We start from the raw sequence: 18,855 nt of genomic DNA, 5'->3' as shown, positions 1-18,855 counted from the left end.
TCGTCACCCTCGGCCGCGGCGCCGGCCGCCCCACCGCGACCGGCACTCACCGCCCGGACGTCCTCGCCGTACGACGCTCCGTCAGGACCGGTTGTCCCCCGCCAGACCCGCCGGGTCGGTGTTCGCCCCGCAGAGCACGATGCAGACCCGCTCCCCCTCCGCCGCCCGGTACGCCCCGTGCCGCACCGCGGCCAGCGCCGTGGCCGCCGCGTGCTCCACCACCAGCCGGTGCTCCTCCCAGAGCGCCCGCCGCGCCTCGACGATCGCCGCGTCCGGCACCAGCACCGACTCCACCCCACCGACCCCACCCGCGAGGGCCACCGCGAGCGCGGTCGTCGAGACCCGCCGGGCACCCAGCGAGTCCGCCGCCACCGAGTCCACGTCCACGTCCACCACCCGCCCGGCACCGATCGCCGCGTTCAACGCCCGGCAGTTCTCCGGCTCCACCGCCACCGTCCTGATCCCGTGCTCCGCCGCCGCCGTGGCCACCCCCGCGAACAGGCCGCCGCCGCCCGCCGCGACCACCACCGTGTCCACGCCCGGCAGTCCGGCCCGGATCTCGTCCAGCAGCGTCCCGGCCCCGGCCGCGATCAGCGGATGGTCGTAGGCGTGCGAGGCCAGCGCCCCGCTCTCCCCCGCGTACTCCTGACAGGCCGCCAGCGCCTGCGCGTACTCCCGCCCGACCAGCCGGACGTCCGCCCCGTAGGCCCGCAGCCGCGCGACCTTCACCTCCGGTGCGTTCTCCGGCAGGAAGACGGTGGCGGGGACGCCCTGCTGCCCGGCCGCCCAGGCACAGGCCAGCCCGGCGTTGCCGCCGGAGGCGATGGTGACTCCGGCCTCGGGCAGGGTGCCGGCCTCCCGGTGCGCCCGCAGGAAGTTCTGCGCGCCCCGGGCCTTGAAGCTCCCGGTGTGCTGGAGCTGCTCCAGCGCGAACCACAGTCCCTCCGGACCGCCGGGCACCACTCCCACCGGCCGTACCGCTCCAGCGATCCGTTCGCCGGCCGCCTTGACGTCCTGGTAGTCGAATCCGGCTCGGGTCACGTCGCTGCTCCTCGTCCGCAGGGATCCTGTGACCCGTACCGTACGCCCGGACCCCACCCCCCCTGACCAGTGGGTTTCGGACTGGGACGAAAGGAGGGGTGCCCACGGCCCCCACCGCGCCAGTCTGATGGCCGAAGGAGGTCCAACTCATGTCCCTCACCCGCTCGTTGGCCCTGACCGCCACTGCCGGCGCCACCGCCCTCGGCCTCGCCCTGGCCCCGCTCGGCCAGGCCGTCGCCGCCCCCTGCCCCCGCCCCTCCGCCTACCTCGTCTCCCGCGACCCGGGCGTCCTGCCCGAGGGCATCGCGATCGACCGCGACGGCACCGTGTACGTCTCCTCCTCGGCCACCGGCCGCCTCTACCGCGGCCAGGTCGCCGTCCCGTGGCTGCGGCCCTTCGCCGCGCAGGGCGTCGCCGACCCCACCCGCACCCTCGGCGTGCACACCGACCGGCGGGGCCGGGTCTTCTCGGTCGGCGGCGCCACCCTCGCCGTGCACGCCCCGGACGGCCGCCTGCTCTCCCGCCTCACCGCCCCGGACGGCCCGCTCGGCGCCCCCGACCTCAACGACCTGGTGATCACCCCGGACGCGGTCTACGTCACCGACTGGGCCAACCCCACCGTCCTGCGCGCCGCCCTCGACCGCGAGGGCCGCCCGGGTCCGCTGCTGCCCTGGCTGGACCTGCGCCCCGCCCTCCCGCAGTTCCCGGCCCGGTACTGGCTGCTCAACGGCATCGTCGCCACCCCCGACGGCGCCACCCTGCTGGTCGCCTCCAACGGCACCGAGGCCGTCTGGCGCATCGACACCGCCACCTCCGCCGTCTCCCGCCTCGACCTCGGCGAGCAGTCCTTCGGCGCCGACGGCATGGTCCTGGTCGGCCGCTCCCTCTACGCCGTCCTCAACTACGGTGCCCCGTCCGGCGTCTACGTCGCCGAGCTCGACCCCGACCTCCGCACCGGCACCGTCACCCACCGCCTCACCGGCGCCCCCTTCGACTCCCCCACCACCCTGGCCCGCCACGACTGCCGCCTCTACGTCGTCAACAGCCAGCTCGACCACGCCCCGGGCAGCCCGCCGTACACCGTCTCCGCCGTGCCGGACCCGCTCTGCTGACACCCGCTCTCCTGGCACCGGGTCAGCTCCGCCCCGGCCGTCAGGACTTCGCGCGCCCCTTGCGCCACAGCAGCAGCGCCACCCCGGCGGCCACGGCCAGCAGCAGCGCACCCACGTGGTTGGGCTCGCTCGGCTCCCCCGCCGGGGCGGGCGCGGGGGCCGGGGTGCCGGAGGAGCCCGTACCCGCACTCGGACTCGCGCTCGGCTGCGGCTTCGTGGCGGCGTCGGGCAGCGGGACCCGCCACACCTCCGAGTCCTTGCCCTCGCTGCCGAACAGCAGCGCCGCGCCGTCCGCCGTGAAGGTGACCGACTCCCCCTGCCGCTGGAAAGGGACGGAGACGGACTTCTCGTCCCCCAGCACACCGTCCTTCCAGTCGTACAGCTTCGCCCAGAAGTACCCGCGCAGCACCACCCGGCGGCCGTCCGGCGAGAACGCGCCGTCCGTCACCCACGGCACGTCGCCGACCGGGCGGAAGACGTTCACCCCGGTACTCGCCAGGCTCTCGGGCCCCTCGTACAGGTGGCCGCCGCTCTGGTCCTTGCTCGCGATGTAGACCCGCCCCGTGACGGGGTGCACCAGCAGGGCCTCCGCGTCGCGCGGCCCGTCCTCGTACCGCACCCGGTACTTGGTGACCTGGACGGTCTGGTCGCGCAACTGCTCCGGCTCGGTGAAGCGGTAGAGCCAGACCTCGGGCCACTTCCCGTGGAAGTTGTCCCCGATGTCGGCGAGGTAGAGCTGGTGGTCCGGGCCGAGGGCGATCGCCTCCACGTCCCGCGGCTTGGTCCCGCGCAGGGTGAGGGTCGCCACCGTGCGGCCGGTGGCGGCCTCGACCCCGTAGACGTAGGGGCCGTCGTCGCTGTCGTTGTGGGTCCAGTAGACGCCGGGATGCCGCTGACTCGCCGTCAGCCCGCTGGACTCGGTGATCCGCTCGTCCCGCAGGGTGAACTCGCGCCGCGACCCCTCGGCCGCCGCAGGACCGGCGACCGGTCCGAGCACCACCACCAGGGCAGCCACCGCCGCCGCGACCGGCCGGCCCACCGCTCGGCCCCGCGCCCGCTCCCGCTCCCGCTCCCGCCACCGGCTGTCCACGCTCACCACCCAGCGATCATCGCACGGGCCCCGCCTCCGGAGCGGTCAGGGCCAGAGCAGCGAGCGCCGCCACCCGTCCTGCCCCCGGCAGTACGCCAGCCGCACGTGGCGCCGCCCCGCGTCCCCCTGCCAGAATTCGACCGTGTCCGGCCGCAGCAGATAGCGCGTCAGCCCGGGCACCGGCCCGTCCGGGTCGGCGCCGGCCAGCACCAGCGCCCGCTCCCAGAGCGGCCCGAACTCCTCCGCCGACCGCATGTTCTCGCTCTGCCGCCCGACCAGGGCGGCGGCGTGCGCGGCGGCGCTGACGCTGCGCTCCTCCCGCGGCGCGTCCTGCTGGTCGAGGGCCGTGACCGGCCCGCGCAGCCGCACCTGCCGCCCCATCGGCGGCCAGTACGAGGTCATCGCGGCCCAGGGCGTGGCCGCCAGCTGACGGCCCTTCGGGCTCCGCCGGTCGGCGACGAAGCTCCACGTCCCCGTCTCCGGGTCGATGTCCCGCAGCCCGACCACCCGCGCGTCCGGCCGACCGTCCGCGTCCACCGTGGACACGGTGACCAGCTGCGCGTCCGGGACCTCCTGCGTCATCGCGGCGAGCAGCCATTCGACGTGCAGCTCGGCCGGGTCCTCCGGCGCGGCCGCCGGGTCGAAGCCCGGCAGTTCGCGGGCCATCGGCGGCCGGCTCCGCAGCAGCCCGCGCAACTCCGCGAGCCGCTCCTTCCCGCTGCCCTGCCCCGCTCCCTGCCCGTGCACGACACCCTCGCCCATCCCGGCCTCCTGACGCCATGTCCCCCGCTGCCGACAGTCATTCTGCCGTGCCCCGCGCGCCCGGCCGAACCCGACGGACCGGGAGGTCAGAGCACCAGGTCGTCGTGCTCGTCGAAGATCCAGCCGTCCTCGTACAGCACCTCGAAGAGGTGGCCGTCCGCGTCGGTGAAGTAGCCGCTGTGGCCCCAGGCGTTCGCACCGGCCGGGCGGGTGACGGTGGCGCCCAGCTCCTCCGCCTTCGCCATCACCGCGTACACCTCCTCCGCACTGCGGGCCACGTACGCCAGCGCGAAGCCGGCGAAGCCGCCCGGCCCCCGGTCGGGGAGCCGCGCGTCGGCCGCGAAGGCCTCCCGCGACTGGAACGCGACCGCGACCCCGCCGAGCTCGAAGAGCGCGAACTCGTCCGAGCCCGCCTTGGACCGCTCCCAGCCGAGCTCCTGGTAGAAGGCCACCGAGGCGGCCACGTCCCGCACGCCGAGCAGGATCAGGTTGAGTCGTCGTCGCATGGTCGTCCTCTCGGGAAAGCCGGTCGGCGCGATCCTGCCAGCACCCACTGACACACCTGGACGACCGTGGTCTCAGTCGTAGACCTCCAAGTGCAGGACCCCGGCCCACTCCTCCGTCACCACCAGCAGGGACCGCCACCAGATCTGACCCACCCGGGCGTTCCCGACGTCGCCGCAGCGGCGGACCGGCCCCAGGTGAGCCTCGATCAGGTCGGCGATGCCCTCGGCGAGTTCGCCGGTGCGGCGCAGCTCCTCGGGGGTGCGCAGGCCGGGGTCGCCGTACCGGGCGACGGGCTGCATGAACCCCTTCGACACCGCCCCCAGGAACACCTCCCGCCACTCCTCCGGCCGCTCGAACCACCTCACCGGCCCCACCGCCTCGCCGAGCTGACCGGCCGTCATCCCGCCTGCGGGGAACACGGGGTACAGCTCCACCGACGACACGTGGTTGCAGTCGTCGAGCAGTTCCTCCAGCGGCTCGGCCGCGGCCAGCACCGCCTCGGGAGCGTCGAGCGGGTTCAGCATAGGTGTCCGTCCGTGGGTCGACCGGAAGCAGCGGCACCGACGGGCCGGCGGGCCGGCGGTGCCGCCCCGGGAAAACCGGTGGGCGGACGCTCCGCGGCACGGGCATTCTAGGCGACCTCGTCCGCACCACCTGAAGGAAGGCACCCCACGATGGGCTGGGACATGACGACCGAGCTGGATCCCGACGCCGACGACGCGGAGTACCGCCTCGCGGCGGTCAGCATGAGCCACGTGCGCCCCGCCATGAACGAGGCGGGGATGCTGATGGCGGTGGAGCCACCGACGTTCCCGCACCCGGCGGACTTCGGCATCACCCTCGAGGACGAGGTCCGGCAGTACCGGGCGGGCCTCGGCGCGCCCAGGTCGGAGGCCTTCCTCGCCCTCGACCGGGCCACCCGGGCGGTGCAGGACCACACGGTGGAGAGCCCGACCGGCATCGCCTCCTACAAGATCGGCGGCACCAACGACGGCTGGCTGGTGAGCCCGGCCGAGATCCGGGCGGCGCTGGCGGTCCACGACGGCTTGGACGACGACACCCGCGAACGGCTCTTCGGAGGGTTGGAGTCCTGGATCGACTACCTGCGGCTGGCCGCCGGACGAGGCGGCTTCCGGGTCGAGTGACCCCGGACCGACCACCGTCGCCCGCGCCCGCCGCCGGACTGACCCGCGGTCAGGTCGTGGGTTCCGCCCATGGTCCCGATGACGCCGATGACTGCGAGGGCGGGGCCGAAGGCGGGCCCGGCCGGTCGGCCGGGCGGGTGGGCCCGGGGATGGCGGCCGCCTGCGGGGCGAGCGCGGGCGGGTCGAGCTGCTCACCGATCAGCACGCCGGTGAGGACCAGGGCCCAGGCCACGGCGAGGCCCGCCCCCGTCCGGGCCAACCTGAGCCTTGCCGCGAGGGCCCTGCCGCCCGAACGGTCCGTCAGACCCCGGGCCGGGGCGCTCGCTCCGGTGCGCGCCGGTGGCCGGTCACGGGCGGGAAGGGGTGTCCGCCGCAGCCCCGCCTCTGCACCACCGCCCTGGCCGGCTGCCCCTGCGGCGTCACCCTGGTCGGCCGCCCCTCGACCGCCTTCCCCGTCGGCCGCCCCCGCACCGCCCCGTTGGCGCAGCTCCGCCACGATCGCCACCAGGACGCGGATCAGCTGCTCCGAGTTGGCGGCCCGGCTCTCCGCCTGACGCTGCGCCAGCCGGGCCGTCTCCAGCGCCTGTTGGGCCGCCGACCGCACCTGCCCCGGCGGCTGGACCCCCGTGGCCGCCCGGGCAGCCCGCTCGTGCAGCTGCCTGGCACGGGCCGGCAGGACGGCCCTGGCGTGCGATGCGGGCCCGGTGAAGATCTACGCACCGTCCTCGTGCATCCGCGAGTGGGTCATCATGAACGACCCCAACGGCAACAACATCGTCAACCAGCCCACCGACTGGCACTCCTGCAGCTGACGGGCGAACGACCGAGCCCGGCCCGGGGCGGGCGCCCCGGGCCGGGCTCGGTCGTGAACAGGGCTAGGTACGGGTCCAGCGTTGGGCGTCCGTGTCGTTGCAGTAGTAGAGCTGCAGCTGGGTTCCCGGCACGTTGCTCGAGTTCGGAACGTCGACGCAGAGTCCGGCGGAGCCACCGCCGGGGGTGTGCCTCAGGGTGCCGCCGGTGCCGGGGGTGAACCTCTGCGCTCCGGTGCCGTTGCAGTACCAGAGCTTGAGCAGGGTGCCGGCCGCCCCGTCGCTGGCGTCCAGGCACTTGCCGAGGATGTGGACGGCACCGTCATCGGTGAGTGCGACCTGCTGGGCCGCGCTGCCGTTGCAGTCCCAGGTCTGGATCCTGTTGCCGTCCTGGGTGCTCCCCTGCGAGTCGTCCAGGCACTTCCCGGTCGCGGCGTTGACCAGCGTCTCCTTCTTCACGTTGTACAGGCCCGCGACCTGCGAGGTGGTCAGCTGGAACGGGTAGCTGCGGGTGTCGGAGACCTTGCCCTTCAGCTGGTTGACGATCCTGCTGTGGTCGTTGCCGAAGTAGCAGCCGCCGATGGTGGTCTCGCGGTTGGCGACCCACGGCGAAGCCATCCTCCCGGACCCCACCTGGCCGCCGTTCACGTAGAAGGCGAGGACCTTGGTGTCCGCGGAGTAGGTCGCGGCGATGTGGGTCCAGGCACCGGGGTAGGCCGACCCGCCGGACGCGCCGACGGAGATCCAGTTCGCGGCGCTCGAGTCCTGACTGGTCGTCATCACGCCCCACGACCGGCTGGCCTCGCGGTAGAACAGGTTCACCGAGGGGACGTTGTCGCCCTGCTGGCAGATGACCGACTGGTCGGTGCCGGTGCTGCCGTTCAGCTTCACCCAGGCGGAGACGGTGTAGCCGCTGTCACTGACGATGCCGGGCGCTGCGGCCTGGAAGGTGTTGCTGTGCCACAGCGGTGTGGTGCCCTGGTAGACCACCAGGTTGCGGTCGTTCTGCAGCGCGAGCACGGCACCGGCGTGACCGTGGGTGTTGGTGTGCCAGATCGGATTGCCGCCCTGGTCGTGGATCACGAGGTTGCCGTCCGGCTGCATGAGAGCGGTGGCCCCGTTGTGTCCCCAGGTCTGCGAGGCCCACAGTGCGCGGGCCGAGTTCTTCGCGGCGAGGACCAGGTTGCCGTCGCTCTGCATGGTCAACGTCGTGTTCTCAGAGGCGACTTGCTGACCGGAGGTCAGTCCGCTGCCCGACGGCAGCGTGAAGGGGGTTCCCCCTCCCCGCGGCCGGCTGGTCAGCACGCCGTTGCCGGCGAACTCGACGGATCCCATCCCGTCGGCCTTGTCGGGGTGGTCGGTCCCGAAGGTCACGCCCTCGCCGTCGATGCTCATCGGGTTGACGCCGAGGGTGTCCTTGCCGTCCACCGTGACGGGATCGGTCGGCCGGTTCCTGGTGCCGAACGGCCACTGCTCCGGCGGGGCCGAGACGTTCCCGGCCCCGTACTCCTTGATGTCCCAGTTGTACCCGGTCGGGTTGCCGTTGCCGTCCAGGTAGGGCGTGCCGAACCAGGTCGTCAGCGGCGAGTACGCCGGGTTGGTGACGGCGGTGGCCCAGAGCGCGGAGCCGTGGTTGCCACGGCCGCTCAGGTCACCGTCCGACTGCATGGTCCTGACGTCGTACCTCGTCGGGTCGACCTGGCGGAGTGCGACCGGCGCGCTGATCGCGGTCACCGCCGGGTACGGGGAGGTCATGACGGGCGGGGTGATGTTCGGGAGGGCAGAGACGTCGGTGCCCACGGTCAGGGTGTAGCCGCTGACGTTGCCGAGGGTGTCGACGCTCCACAGGCCGGGATTGCCCTTGCCCGTCCAGTCACCGGGGGACATCAGGTGCTGGCCGGACCAGTCGAGGCCGCTGAGCCTGATCGGTGCGGCGAAGGCGCTGCTGCCGAGCGCCGGGTAGAACCAGAGGGTGCGCCGATCGCCCGCGCCCCTCTCCACGGTCACCAGGCCGGTGGTGTTCTTGAACTCGCGGTTCGGGTCCAGGTTGGTGGTGGTGACGTCACCCAGCGCGGCGATCTCCTCGACGGCGGACCAGTTGCCGAGGTTGCCGGTGCCGGTGCTGCCGCCGGAGTAGTCCGTGCAGTCCTTGTTCACCTGGGTGATCTGGCAGGCCGGCTTGCGGAGGCCGACCTTGGGCCCGAAGTGGCCGACGACGCCGTCGGCGGTGCTGCTGTTCGGGTAGACGTACAGCTCGGGCGTGTTGTCGGCGTGGGCGATGATGTCGTCCACGTTGGTGCCGCCGCGGGTCGAGCCGCGGTGGGTGATCTGACGGATGTCCTTCCAGGAGCGGTCGTCCGGGCTGTTGGTGCTGCGGGAGAGCACCGAGGTGGACGGACTGGTGGCCGTCGCGTTGCCCGGCACGTTGTAGGCGCGCAGGCTCCCGTCCGGTCCGGCGGTCACCATGTCGGGCGCGCCGTCGCCGGTGACGTCGCCGAACACCGGCGGCGGCCCGTTGGGGTTCCAGGGGGCGTAGAACGCGTACTGGGCCTTCTGCGAGAGGTTGTTGGCGTTGTCCTTGGCCTCGATGTAGACGATGTTGGTGCCCCAGTGCCCGGGGGTGACGGCCAGCTTGTAGTTGTTCGCCCCCTCGGTGGCAGGCAGGTTCCCGCCGCACTGCCACTCGGCGCCGTCCAGGTTCGGGTCGAAGTTCCACCGCAGACAGGCCAGTCCCGAGCTGACCAGGCCGTCGCCGGGCGCGTTGTCGACGACGTTCGCGACGATGTATCCGGTCTGGCGCTCGAAGAGCTGGGTGTTCTGCCCGTTGCCCGAGGGCGGGAACTCGTGCGCGAGGTCGTCCACCGGCGTGGTCTTCGGCTGCACCTGCGGGATGGTCTGGTCGACGGCGAAGACGCACTGCGGGCCGAAGCCGGACCACGAGGCGCCGGACAGCAGGTCGGTGGTCTGCTGGTGGTAGGCGTAGACGTGCCCGTCGTGGATGTACCCGCCCGGGACGGTGTAGGTGGCCCTCTGGTTGTTCGGGGCGGGCGGTGACATGCCGTCACCCGGAGGTGCGGCGTAGTTGTTGTTGTAGTCCCACATCAGGGTGCGGGTCTGCAGTTGGTCCTGGGGGGCCGTGCTCCGCACGGTGGAGCTGACGGAGACCGCGCCGGGTGCGTCGGTGCCGGCGCCGAGCCAGCTCCAGCCGCCCCAACCGACGCCGCAGCCCTGGTTCTCGCCGCCGGTCACGCTGGACGGGGCCGGGTTCAGCCGGGGGTCGTTCGGTGCCTCGGGCACGCGGTCGTAGGTGACGGTGAGGACCGCGCCGTAGTCGAAGCGCTTGAAGGCCATGGCCTGGCCCTCGTTGGAGGCGCGCAGGCCGATGGTGATGGTGCTGTTCGAGCCGATGCCCTGGGTGAAGGCCGACCCCAACTTCTCGTACGCGACCGGGACGTTGCCGTAGCAGCCGCTGCGGCCCGAGCCCGGCACCGATGCGGTGGCCAGTGGGCCGCCGATCGGCTGCGGCTGGTTGTCCCAGTCGGTGGTGGTGCCGATCGGCGCGTTCACCCAGAACACGTCCACGCCGTAGGAGTGGGCGCAGGTCCAGTCGGCGGACAGGTACTCCTGGACGTCGATCCGTGCCGAGTTGATGATGGCGCCCTGCAGGGCACTGGTGTCGAACTGGTAGAACGCCCGGTAGATGCTCGGGCGGCTGCAGCCGCCACCGTTGGGGTAGCTGTTGTCGCAGAAGCCGACGCCCAGGTGGTCCTGGTCCGCCGGGCCGTTGAGGTTGTAGTGCCGTTCGGTCCGGTAGCCGGACTGCACGAAGGTGTTGCCGTTGCTCTGGAAGTCCCACGGGAGCCAGGTGGGATCCACGTAGACCGGGAAGTTCGCGGTCGCCAGCAGGCTCTGGTCCGGGACCAGTTCGACGCCGTCCCCGGTCACGCTGACGGGCATCCGGGCGACCTTGGCCCGCTCACCCGGGCCGGCCGCCGAACTCCGCCCCGCGCCGGCGGACTTGGCGCCCCCACCGGCCTCCTCCCGAGCCGCCTCGGCGGCGGCCCGCGACTTCGGCGGAGCCGTGGCCGTCGGCGCCGTGCTGTCCCACATGGTCGGTGCGGGGGCGGTCCACCGCGGGCCGTCGGACGCCTCGGCGGTCAGGTTGTTGGAGGCGTCCGCCTTCACGGTGACGCCCTCGCTCCGGGTGGGGAAGCGCAGCTTCTTCAACGCCGGATTGGCGGCTGCGGCCGGAGTCTTGACGACCAGTACGGTGCTGAGGCTGCCGCTCTTGCCGACGGTGACCCGCAGGTCCGTCTCCGGCAGGACCGCCGGGTAGAGCAGGCTGTCGCCCTCAACCCTCGGCGTGGGCAGCGCGAACGGCGCACCGATCGCCAGCTTCTTGCCGTCGGGCGAGGTGAGCGTCGCCAGCGGACCGGAGCCCCCCGAGGAGAGCACCACGCCGGACGGCGTGGTGGTCGGCGCGAAGCCGCCGCCGGAGGCGGGGGCGAGCGTCGGGTCCAGCGGCCGCCACGCACCGCCCGACCTCATCCGCTGCTGGTCGGGATGGCTGGTCAGTTGGAGGTGCCCGTCCGGCGTCGCGTAGGTCTCGCTGAACTCGGTACTCAGCGCCTCGATCAGGACGTTCTTGCCGCCGGCCTTCGCCTGCGCGAACTGCTCGGCGTAACGGCTGGGCGGGCTCTGGTCCTTGGCGTGCGCCGCGTCGACCGCGGCGGCCTGCTCCGCGGTGGGGAGCGGCGTCCACGGGGCCGCGCCGTCCGCCCGCGCGACGGCACCGCCCTGGACCACCAGCACGCTCGCCAGGAGGCCGGTGACTCCTGCTGAGGCGACCCAGCGCCGCAGCCCTCCGGACGACCTCGGTGATTGACGCCGGCCACCGGCCGACGGTGAATCGTGCATGAAGTTCTTCCTCCGAAGGATCCCGGGACTGCCGGTGCCCAAGTGGCACAGCACGCGCACAAATTGATGGACCGGACCACCGTTTGGCAAAGCCATTTGCGTTCGCATTAGGGACATTCATCACAGTCCCGACCGTGAAATGAATCACAGTCGGCTGACCTTCACCCGAGCTCGCGACACGGGTAGTCGCGCCGCTAGTGTCGGCCGGATCCAGAGCGATGGGCATGCGTCCTTTCCCGTATGACGCTCTGTCAAAGGTAGGAGATTCAGTAATGTTTCGGACTTTTGGCCTGCCTCACGGCAGGCCTCGCAGATCCCTACGAACTACCGCCGCGAACGCCGTCGTCCTCGGTCTGCTGACCGGGATGCTCTCGACGCCCGCGTTCGCCGTGGCGGCGGCCGACCGGAAACTGTGGACACCGCCGACCCCCCTCCCCCGGACCCAATCCGTCAGTGGCACGGACCGGGCCGCACTGGCGGCGCGGAAGCCCTCCCTCCCGGAGGGTCAGGTCTGGTCCCCCTCGAACGCGAAGCGGGCCCGGCCCGGACGGGCCGAGATGTCCCTTCCCCCCGTCGCGGCACCGGACGTGACGGCGCCTCAACGAAAGGCCGCCGGTTCGTCCGGGGCCGGACCCGCCGCGGGCCCGCAGGTCCAGGCCGGGTCGCTTCCCGTCTGGCTGAGCGCGGTGGCACCGGTGACCGCCGCCACGGCGGCCCGCGAGCAGGCCGCTCCCGAAGCCGCCCCGGAGGCCGCTCCGGCTGCGGGCGGCTCGGTACAGGTCACCACCGCCGACCCGGGTGCTGCCGCGGCGGCCGGCGTACCCGGCGGGGCGCTCACCCTCACCGGTGACGGCGCGAAGCCCGGCTCCACGCTCCGAGTCACCGTGGATCCAGCCCGGTTGAGCGGCATCGGCGGCAACCTCGGCGAGCGCGCGCGCCTCGTCTCGCTGCCCTCCTGCGCGCTCACGACGCCGCAGCTGGCCGAGTGCCAGCAACGGACGCCACTGGCCTCGCACTACGACACTTCGGCACAGCGGCTGGTCGCGGACGTCACGGTACCGCAGACGAAGACCGCCGCCGCCGCACCAATGACCCTCGGGGTGGCCTCCGACAGCACCGGTGGCGCCGGCACCTACAGCGCCACCTCCCTTGCCCCGAGCACGGGTTGGGTGGCGGGCGGCTCGTCCGGGGCGTTCACCTACGGCTACCCGATCACCGTGCCGCCGACCCTCGGCGGCAGCACACCGTCGGTCGCGCTGTCGTACGACTCCTCGTCCGTGGACGGCAAGACCTCGTCGACCAACTCCCAGGCCTCCTGGTTGGGCGGCGACGGTTGGGACTTCGGGGCGGGCTTCATCGAGCGGAGCTTCCTGCCCTGCACCCGGGCCGGGGTGGCGAACTCGGGTGACGAGTGCTGGGCCGGGGCGAACCTGACGCTGTCCCTGGCCGGACACTCCGGGGAGCTGGTGCCCGAGTCCTCGAGCTGCTCCAACTCCAACGGCGCTCTTGAGCAGTCCAGCTGTGCGTGGCACCTCAAGGGTGATGACGGGACCAAGGTCGAGTACCTGACCGGAGCCGCCAACGGGACCTGGAACGGCGGGTACGTCAAGGTCACCGACACCGACGGCACCGCCTACTACTTCGGTGCGAACCACCTGCCCGGCGCGGACGGCAGGGCGAGCACGGTCGGCCCGGAGACCAGGTCGGCCTGGACCGTCCCGGTGTTCTCCCCGAAGCAGGGCGACCCCTGCTACAACTCCTCGACCGGCCAGCAGTCCTGGTGCCAGATGGCCTGGCGCTGGAACCTGGACGCCGTCGTCGACGTGCACGGCAACCTCACCACGTACACCTACGACCCCGAGACCAACTGGTACAAGCGCGGCGCCAACCGCCCCGGTGCCGGGATGTCCTCCTACACCCGCGCCGGCACCCTGACGGAGATCGCCTACGGCCAGCTGCTCTCCGACCAGCTCGCCGCGAACGGGGCCCACCGGAGCGCGGCGCGCGTCGTGTTCGCCAGCGGCGAGCGCTGCGTCACCTCCACCGCGGCCTGCGACCCCTCGCAGCGCACCGCCGCCAACGCCGGCAACTGGCCGGACGTGCCGCTGGACCAGCAGTGCGACCAGGCGACGGCGAACTGCGCCAACGTCTCGCCGAGCTTCTGGACCAGCAGGTGGCTGAACTCGATCACCACCCAGGTGCGCTCGGGCGGCGACTACCGCACCGTCGACGAGTACCGGCTGAACCACGTCTTCCTGAACATGCACAACCAGAGCGAGAACACCGAAGTCCCCTGGCTGGCCTCGATCCAGCGAACGGCCCGCAACGGACAGGCCGCGGTGGTCATGCCGCCGGTCTCGTTCACCTTCATGGCCTTCGCCAACCGGGTCGCCGGGCTCAGCCCGGTCCGCCCCGACTACTACCGCCCGCGCCTGACGGTGGTCACCACCGAGACCGGCGGCACCATCGGCGTCTACTACAAGCCCGCCGACTGCGTGCGCGACGGCAACGGCAAAGTGCCCGTCCCGCGCGACAACAACACCAAGAACTGCTTCAACGTCAAGTGGTACGAACCCAACAAGCCGGCCGGCACCGCCCCGGTCGACGACTGGTTCCAGCGCTACCCGGTGGAGATCGTCACCGTCGACCCCAAGCTCGCCGACGGCAACAAGCCACAGGTCACGACCTACACCTACGGCAACGCCGCCTACCACCGCAACGACTCCGAACTCGCCGACCCCAACTCCCGTACCTGGGACCAGTTCCGCGGCTACGCCTGGGTCCAGGCGGTCGCCGGCACCGACTTCGACACCAGCGCCAAGTCGCAGAGCAGGACCACCTACTTCCAGGGCATGAACGGCGACTCGACCGACAACGGGCCCCGCACGGCCACCGTCGCCGGAGAGCGCAGCGGACCCGTCACCGACGACGACTGGCTCGCCGGAATGGCCCTGGAACGCGACGACTACAACGGCGCCGGCGGCCCGCTGGTCGGCTACACCGTGACCACCGCCGCCAACCCGGTCACCACCGCGACCCGCACCCGCCCGGGCCTGCCCGACCTGGTGGCCCGCTTCGGCTCCACGGTGAGCACGAGCACCACCAAGGGTCTCAAGGCGGACGGCAGTTGGCAGACCAGCGGCACCGTCAAGACCACCGACCCGGCACACGCCAACCGCCTGCTCACCTCGCTCAGCACCGCCGACGGCACCCCGGACCTCTGCTCCCGGTCGTCCTACGCCACCGGCACCGACCCGGTGATGACGGGCATGGTCGCGCAGACCCTGGTCGTCTCCGGCCCCAACGCCTGCACCGCGACCCCGACCGACACCAACACGGTCTCCGGCGGCCGCAGCCTCTTCGACGGCCAGGCCTTCGGGGCGGCCGGCGCCAAGGGCGACGTCACCGCCGTCCAGGTCCTCGACCGCTACGACGCGGGCGGGAGCGCCCAGTTCACCACCGTCTCCACCGGCACCCTGGACGCCTACGGCCGGGTGACCTCGACCACCGACCCGACGACCACCGACTCCGCCCACCCGGGCGGAGCCACCACCACGACCTCGTACGCCTCGGCGAACCCCGGTGAACGGCCCGACACCGTCACGGTGACCTCCCCCGCACCGGCCGGAGCGCCGGACGCCGCCACCGGGCGGACCGCCACCGCGACCCTGGACATCGGCCGCGGCCTGGAGCTCACCACCCGGGACGCCAACGGGCTGACCACCACCAAGGCCTACGACGCGATGGGGCGGCTGACCGCCGTCTGGCCGGCGGGCCGCAGCACCTCGGCCAAGCCGACCGCGACCTTCAGCTACGCGGTCAACGGCACCGACGGCACGTCCTCGTTCACCAGCAACACGCTGCAGTACAACGAGAAGGCGTACAGCACCTCCGTCACGATCATGGACGGCCTCGGTCGCACGATCCAGACCCAGTCGACCACGGCCTTCTCCACCTACGACGGCCGAATCGTCACCGACACCTTCTACGACGCGCAGGGCCACGTCTTCCACTCGAACCCCGCCTACTACAACGAGAGTTCCACACCGAGCACGACCTGGTTCAACGCGAGCACGACCCACGTCCCGTCCTCCACCCTGACCACGTACGACGGCCTCGGCCGCCCGGTCAGCAGCGAGTTCCGCGCCAAGGACGTGCGGCAGAACTCCACCACCACGGCCTACCCGGGCGTGGACCGCGTCGACGTCACCCCGCCCTCCGGCGGCACCCCGACCACCACCGTCACCGACGCGCGCGGCCGCACCGTCCAGCTCTGGCAGTACCGCACCCCGACCGCGACCGGCAACGCCGCCGACGCGGACGTGACCCGCTACACCCACACCGCGAGCGGCAAGCCCGCGACCCGGGTGGACGCCGCCGGCAACACCTGGTCCTACGGCTACGACCTGCTCGGCCGTCAGATCGCCTCCACCGACCCGGATGCCGGGAAGAGCACCCAGTCCTACGACGCCGCGGGCCGGCTGACCGGCAGCACCGACGGGCGCGGCCGGTCCCTCACCTACGGCTACGACTTGCTGGGCCGCCGCACCGCCTCCTACGAGGGCTCGGCCGCCGACCCGGCGAAGCAGCTGACCTCCTTCACCTACGACACCGTCAGCGGAGCGAAGGGACAACTCTCCTCCTCCACGCGGTACGTGGGCGGCGCCGGAGGTGCGGCCTACACCAAGGCGGTGACGGCCTACGACTCCGCCTACCGCGCCACCGACGTGATCACCACCTTCCCCGGCAGCGACGTCGGCAGGACGGGCACCTACTCCTACGAGGAGAAGGCCGGCTACTTCCCCGCCACCGGTGCCATGGAGTGGAGCTCGCGCGGTGCACTGGGCGACCTCCCGGCGGAGGCGCTGCAGTACAACTACGACGAACGCGGTCCGCTGGTCAGTTACGGCCAGTTGGAAGGCCAGCAGTGGCAGTACGACGCGGCAACCGGCTACGACCCCTACGGCCGCGCGATCCGCACCACGGCCAACCCGTGGGGCACCCAGATCGTGGTGACCAACAACTTCGACGAGCCGACGGGCCGTCAGGTCTCGCAGTTCGTCGACAAGCAGCCGTCCGTGACCGGTTCGGTCCAGCAGACCACGTACGCCTACAACCAGGTCGGCCGGATCACCTCGATCACCGGCATCCCGAACAACACACCGGCCAACACCGACCGGCAGTGCTTCACCTACGACCACCTGGGCCGCCTCACCAACGCCTGGACCGACACCGGCGCCGTCACCATGGCACCACAGCCCTCCGTCGGTGCGATCGGCGCCTGCGCCAACTCCACCCCGACCAGCGGGGCCAGCCCGCCCCGCAGGACGACCGTCGGGGGCCCCAACGCCTACTGGCAGTCCTACTCCTACGACGCGGCCGGCAACCGCACCCAGGCCGTCCAGCACGACACCGGGGGCAACACCGCCGCTGACCTGACCACCGACCAGACCTTCCCCGCCCCCGGCACCCCCAACACCGGTACCGGTGGCGGCGGTCCGCACGCCCTGGCCTCGGCCCGGAACACCAGCGACGGCATCCCTTCCGCCGCGGGTGGCAACCAGTACGACGGCGCCGGCAACGCCACCAGGATCACCGACCCGGCCGCGACCCGGAACCTGAAGGGCGGTTGGGTCCTGCCCTCCGGGCAGAGCATCAGCTCCCACAGCACCCGCCTGTCCATGCAGGCCGACGGCAACCTCGTCCTGGTCTCGCTGCGCTCCGGCGCGGTCACCTGGTCCACCAACACCTGGAACCACCCCGGCGCCTGGGCGACCATCCAGCCGGACGGCAACTTCGTCGTCTACGACACCAACCACAACCCGCTCTGGTCCTCCAACACCTGGGGCAACAACGGGGCCTACCTCTCGCTGCAGGACGACGCCAACCTCGTCGTCTACAAGAGCGCCGGCACGCCCAACCAGAATCCGATCTGGTTCTCCGCCACCTGGAACGGCCTGGACGCCGACAACACCACGGTCCTGACCTGGAACGCCGAGGGCAAGCCCGCCACCGCCACCCGCGGCGGCGTCACCACCACCTACGTCTACGACGCCGACGGCAAGCTGCTCGAACGCAGCACCCCGGACCGGACCACCATCGTCCTCGGCGCCGACGACGACGAACTGGTCCACGACAAGAACACCCATTCCCTCACGACCACCCGCTACTACGGCGTTCCCGGCGGCCTGACCGTCGTGCGCACCGCCTCCTCGCGGACCTACCGCGTCGCCGACCAACGCGGCACGGACACCCTCGTCCTCGACGGCACCACCCTGACGGAGACCCGCAACCCGGTCGACCCGTTCGGCAACCCGCGCGCCACCACCACCGCCACCAACAACCTCGCCGGCACCCGCGGCTTCATCGGCGGCACCAAGGACACCACCACCGGCCTCACCAACCTCGGAGCCCGCCAGTACGCCCCCACCACCGGAAGCTTCCTCAGCCCCGACCCCGTCCTCGACCCGGCCGACCCCCAACAGTGGAACGCCTACGCCTACAGCAACAACGACCCCGTCAACTTCGGCGACCCCAGCGGCCTCAAGCTCCAGTGCGGCGGCGGCGACGCCCCGACCTGCCCCACCGACAACAAGGCGGGCGGCCTCGGAGCGGGAGACCTGGACGACGCCCACACCACGGACCCGTTGACCGGCATCACCGGTCGTCAGGCGGAGGCCGCAGGCCTCATGCCCGTCTACCCCGGCGTGTACGTCCCGGCCGACTGGGACAAGCGCGAGCAGTTCGCCAGCACATACATCCACAAGATCGCGCGCGACTGCCGCCCGTACTGCGGACGCAGCGAAGAGGTCGACATCACATCGACCATGGCGCTGTACATCTACGTCTGCAACGACATCGGGGACTGCCCCGACGAGGTCGGCACCCTGAAGGAAGCCCTGCTCTCCTCGGTCATCGCCGGGGCGTCGATGCCGGGCGGCCGGTCCTTCGCCGGCATCACGAAGGCCGCCAAGGACCGGTTCAAACTCACCGTCACCAAGATGGCGGAGGCCAGGGCACGAAGGACAAAGGAGTCGTGCGAGGGTCACAACTCCTTCCCTGCCGGCACCAAGGTCCTCCTCGCCGACGGAACCACCAAGGACATCAGCGAGATCCGCGTCGGTGACACGATCCTCGCAACAGACCCGCAGACCGACGAGACCCACCCCGAGGAAGTCCTCGCCGTCATCGTCACCCCCGACGACAAGGACTTCACCGACCTCACCGTCCAGACGCCAACCGACAGCGGAGAGCTCACGTCCACACAGAACCATCCGTTCTGGAGCGAGACAAGCCACGACTGGACGCGCGCCACAGAACTCAAACTGGGCGACAACCTGCGCCTGCCGGACGATACCCCGGCAACGATTACTCGACTCCGCAACTACACACACCTCAACACGGCCTACAACCTCACCGTTGCCAACCTCCACACGTACTATGCACTCGCCGGTACGGTGCCCGTACTGGTG

10 protein-coding genes are annotated in these 18,855 nt (G+C 71.9%); 3 read left to right on the top strand and 7 right to left on the bottom strand.

Translation table 11 applies throughout. From position 1 onward, the window contains the following. Positions 1-81 precede the first annotated feature (81 nt). Positions 82-1,041 (bottom strand): serine/threonine dehydratase, encoded by a 960-nt coding sequence (locus ACWEPF_RS30615; RefSeq protein ID WP_452175115.1) that lies wholly within the window; start codon positions 1,039-1,041, stop codon positions 82-84. A 149-nt stretch (positions 1,042-1,190) separates the two neighbouring features. Between ACWEPF_RS30615 and ACWEPF_RS30610 the strand changes: the two genes are divergently transcribed. Further along, positions 1,191-2,153: an SMP-30/gluconolactonase/LRE family protein gene (locus tag ACWEPF_RS30610; RefSeq protein ID WP_452175114.1), complete on the top strand. Its 963-nt coding sequence runs from the start codon at positions 1,191-1,193 to the stop codon at positions 2,151-2,153. A 40-nt stretch (positions 2,154-2,193) separates the two neighbouring features. On the opposite strand, the gene ACWEPF_RS30605 is transcribed toward ACWEPF_RS30610, so the two are convergent. From ACWEPF_RS30605 to ACWEPF_RS30590, 4 genes are all read right to left on the bottom strand, one after another. After that, positions 2,194-3,243 (bottom strand): hypothetical protein, encoded by a 1,050-nt coding sequence (locus tag ACWEPF_RS30605; RefSeq protein ID WP_452175140.1) that lies wholly within the window; start codon positions 3,241-3,243, stop codon positions 2,194-2,196. Positions 3,244-3,288: 45 nt separating this feature from the next. Continuing rightward, positions 3,289-4,005: a pyridoxine/pyridoxamine 5'-phosphate oxidase gene (locus tag ACWEPF_RS30600; protein ID WP_452175113.1), complete on the bottom strand. Its 717-nt coding sequence runs from the start codon at positions 4,003-4,005 to the stop codon at positions 3,289-3,291. 86 nt (positions 4,006-4,091) lie between these two features. Further along, positions 4,092-4,511 carry a VOC family protein gene (locus tag ACWEPF_RS30595; RefSeq protein WP_452175112.1) on the bottom strand — a complete coding sequence of 140 codons (420 nt, stop codon included), beginning with the start codon at positions 4,509-4,511 and terminating at the stop codon, positions 4,092-4,094. 72 nt (positions 4,512-4,583) lie between these two features. Beyond that, the gene (locus ACWEPF_RS30590; protein ID WP_452175111.1) at positions 4,584-5,036 is read right to left on the bottom strand and encodes a hypothetical protein; all 453 of its coding nucleotides are present in this window, start codon (positions 5,034-5,036) and stop codon (positions 4,584-4,586) included. A 162-nt stretch (positions 5,037-5,198) separates the two neighbouring features. On the opposite strand from ACWEPF_RS30590, the gene ACWEPF_RS30585 reads away from it, so the two are divergent. Further along, entirely contained in the window at positions 5,199-5,657 is a 459-nt protein-coding gene (locus tag ACWEPF_RS30585; RefSeq protein ID WP_452175110.1) for a hypothetical protein, read from the top strand. 49 nt (positions 5,658-5,706) lie between these two features. Here the strand turns inward: ACWEPF_RS30585 and ACWEPF_RS30580 are convergent, their stop codons facing one another. Then, positions 5,707-6,261, bottom strand: coding sequence for a hypothetical protein (locus ACWEPF_RS30580; protein ID WP_452175109.1), 555 nt, complete (start codon positions 6,259-6,261; stop codon positions 5,707-5,709). A 271-nt stretch (positions 6,262-6,532) separates the two neighbouring features. Further along, on the bottom strand, positions 6,533-11,278 hold the full coding sequence (locus ACWEPF_RS30575; protein WP_452175108.1) for a ricin-type beta-trefoil lectin domain protein: 4,746 nt from the start codon (positions 11,276-11,278) through the stop codon (positions 6,533-6,535). Positions 11,279-12,078: 800 nt separating this feature from the next. Between ACWEPF_RS30575 and ACWEPF_RS30570 the strand changes: the two genes are divergently transcribed. Beyond that, positions 12,079-18,855 (top strand): RHS repeat-associated core domain-containing protein (locus tag ACWEPF_RS30570; RefSeq protein WP_452175107.1); only part of this gene is annotated, 6,777 nt, incomplete at its 3' end.

Source organism: Kitasatospora sp. NPDC004289, assembly GCF_053602875.1.
The sequence above is the reverse complement of the archived record's forward strand: the minus strand, read 5'-3'. Positions and strand labels throughout refer to the sequence as shown.

What these genes read in the sequence shown, in the direction of transcription:
- ACWEPF_RS30590 (WP_452175111.1), bottom strand. Translation starts at nt 5,036, where the DNA reads ATGCTGAACCCGCTCGACGCTCCCGAGGCGGTGCTGGCCGCGGCCGAG.
- ACWEPF_RS30600 (WP_452175113.1), bottom strand. Translation starts at nt 4,005, where the DNA reads ATGGGCGAGGGTGTCGTGCACGGGCAGGGAGCGGGGCAGGGCAGCGGG.
- ACWEPF_RS30610 (WP_452175114.1), top strand. Translation starts at nt 1,191, where the DNA reads ATGTCCCTCACCCGCTCGTTGGCCCTGACCGCCACTGCCGGCGCCACC.
- ACWEPF_RS30595 (WP_452175112.1), bottom strand. Translation starts at nt 4,511, where the DNA reads ATGCGACGACGACTCAACCTGATCCTGCTCGGCGTGCGGGACGTGGCC.
- ACWEPF_RS30585 (WP_452175110.1), top strand. Translation starts at nt 5,199, where the DNA reads ATGACGACCGAGCTGGATCCCGACGCCGACGACGCGGAGTACCGCCTC.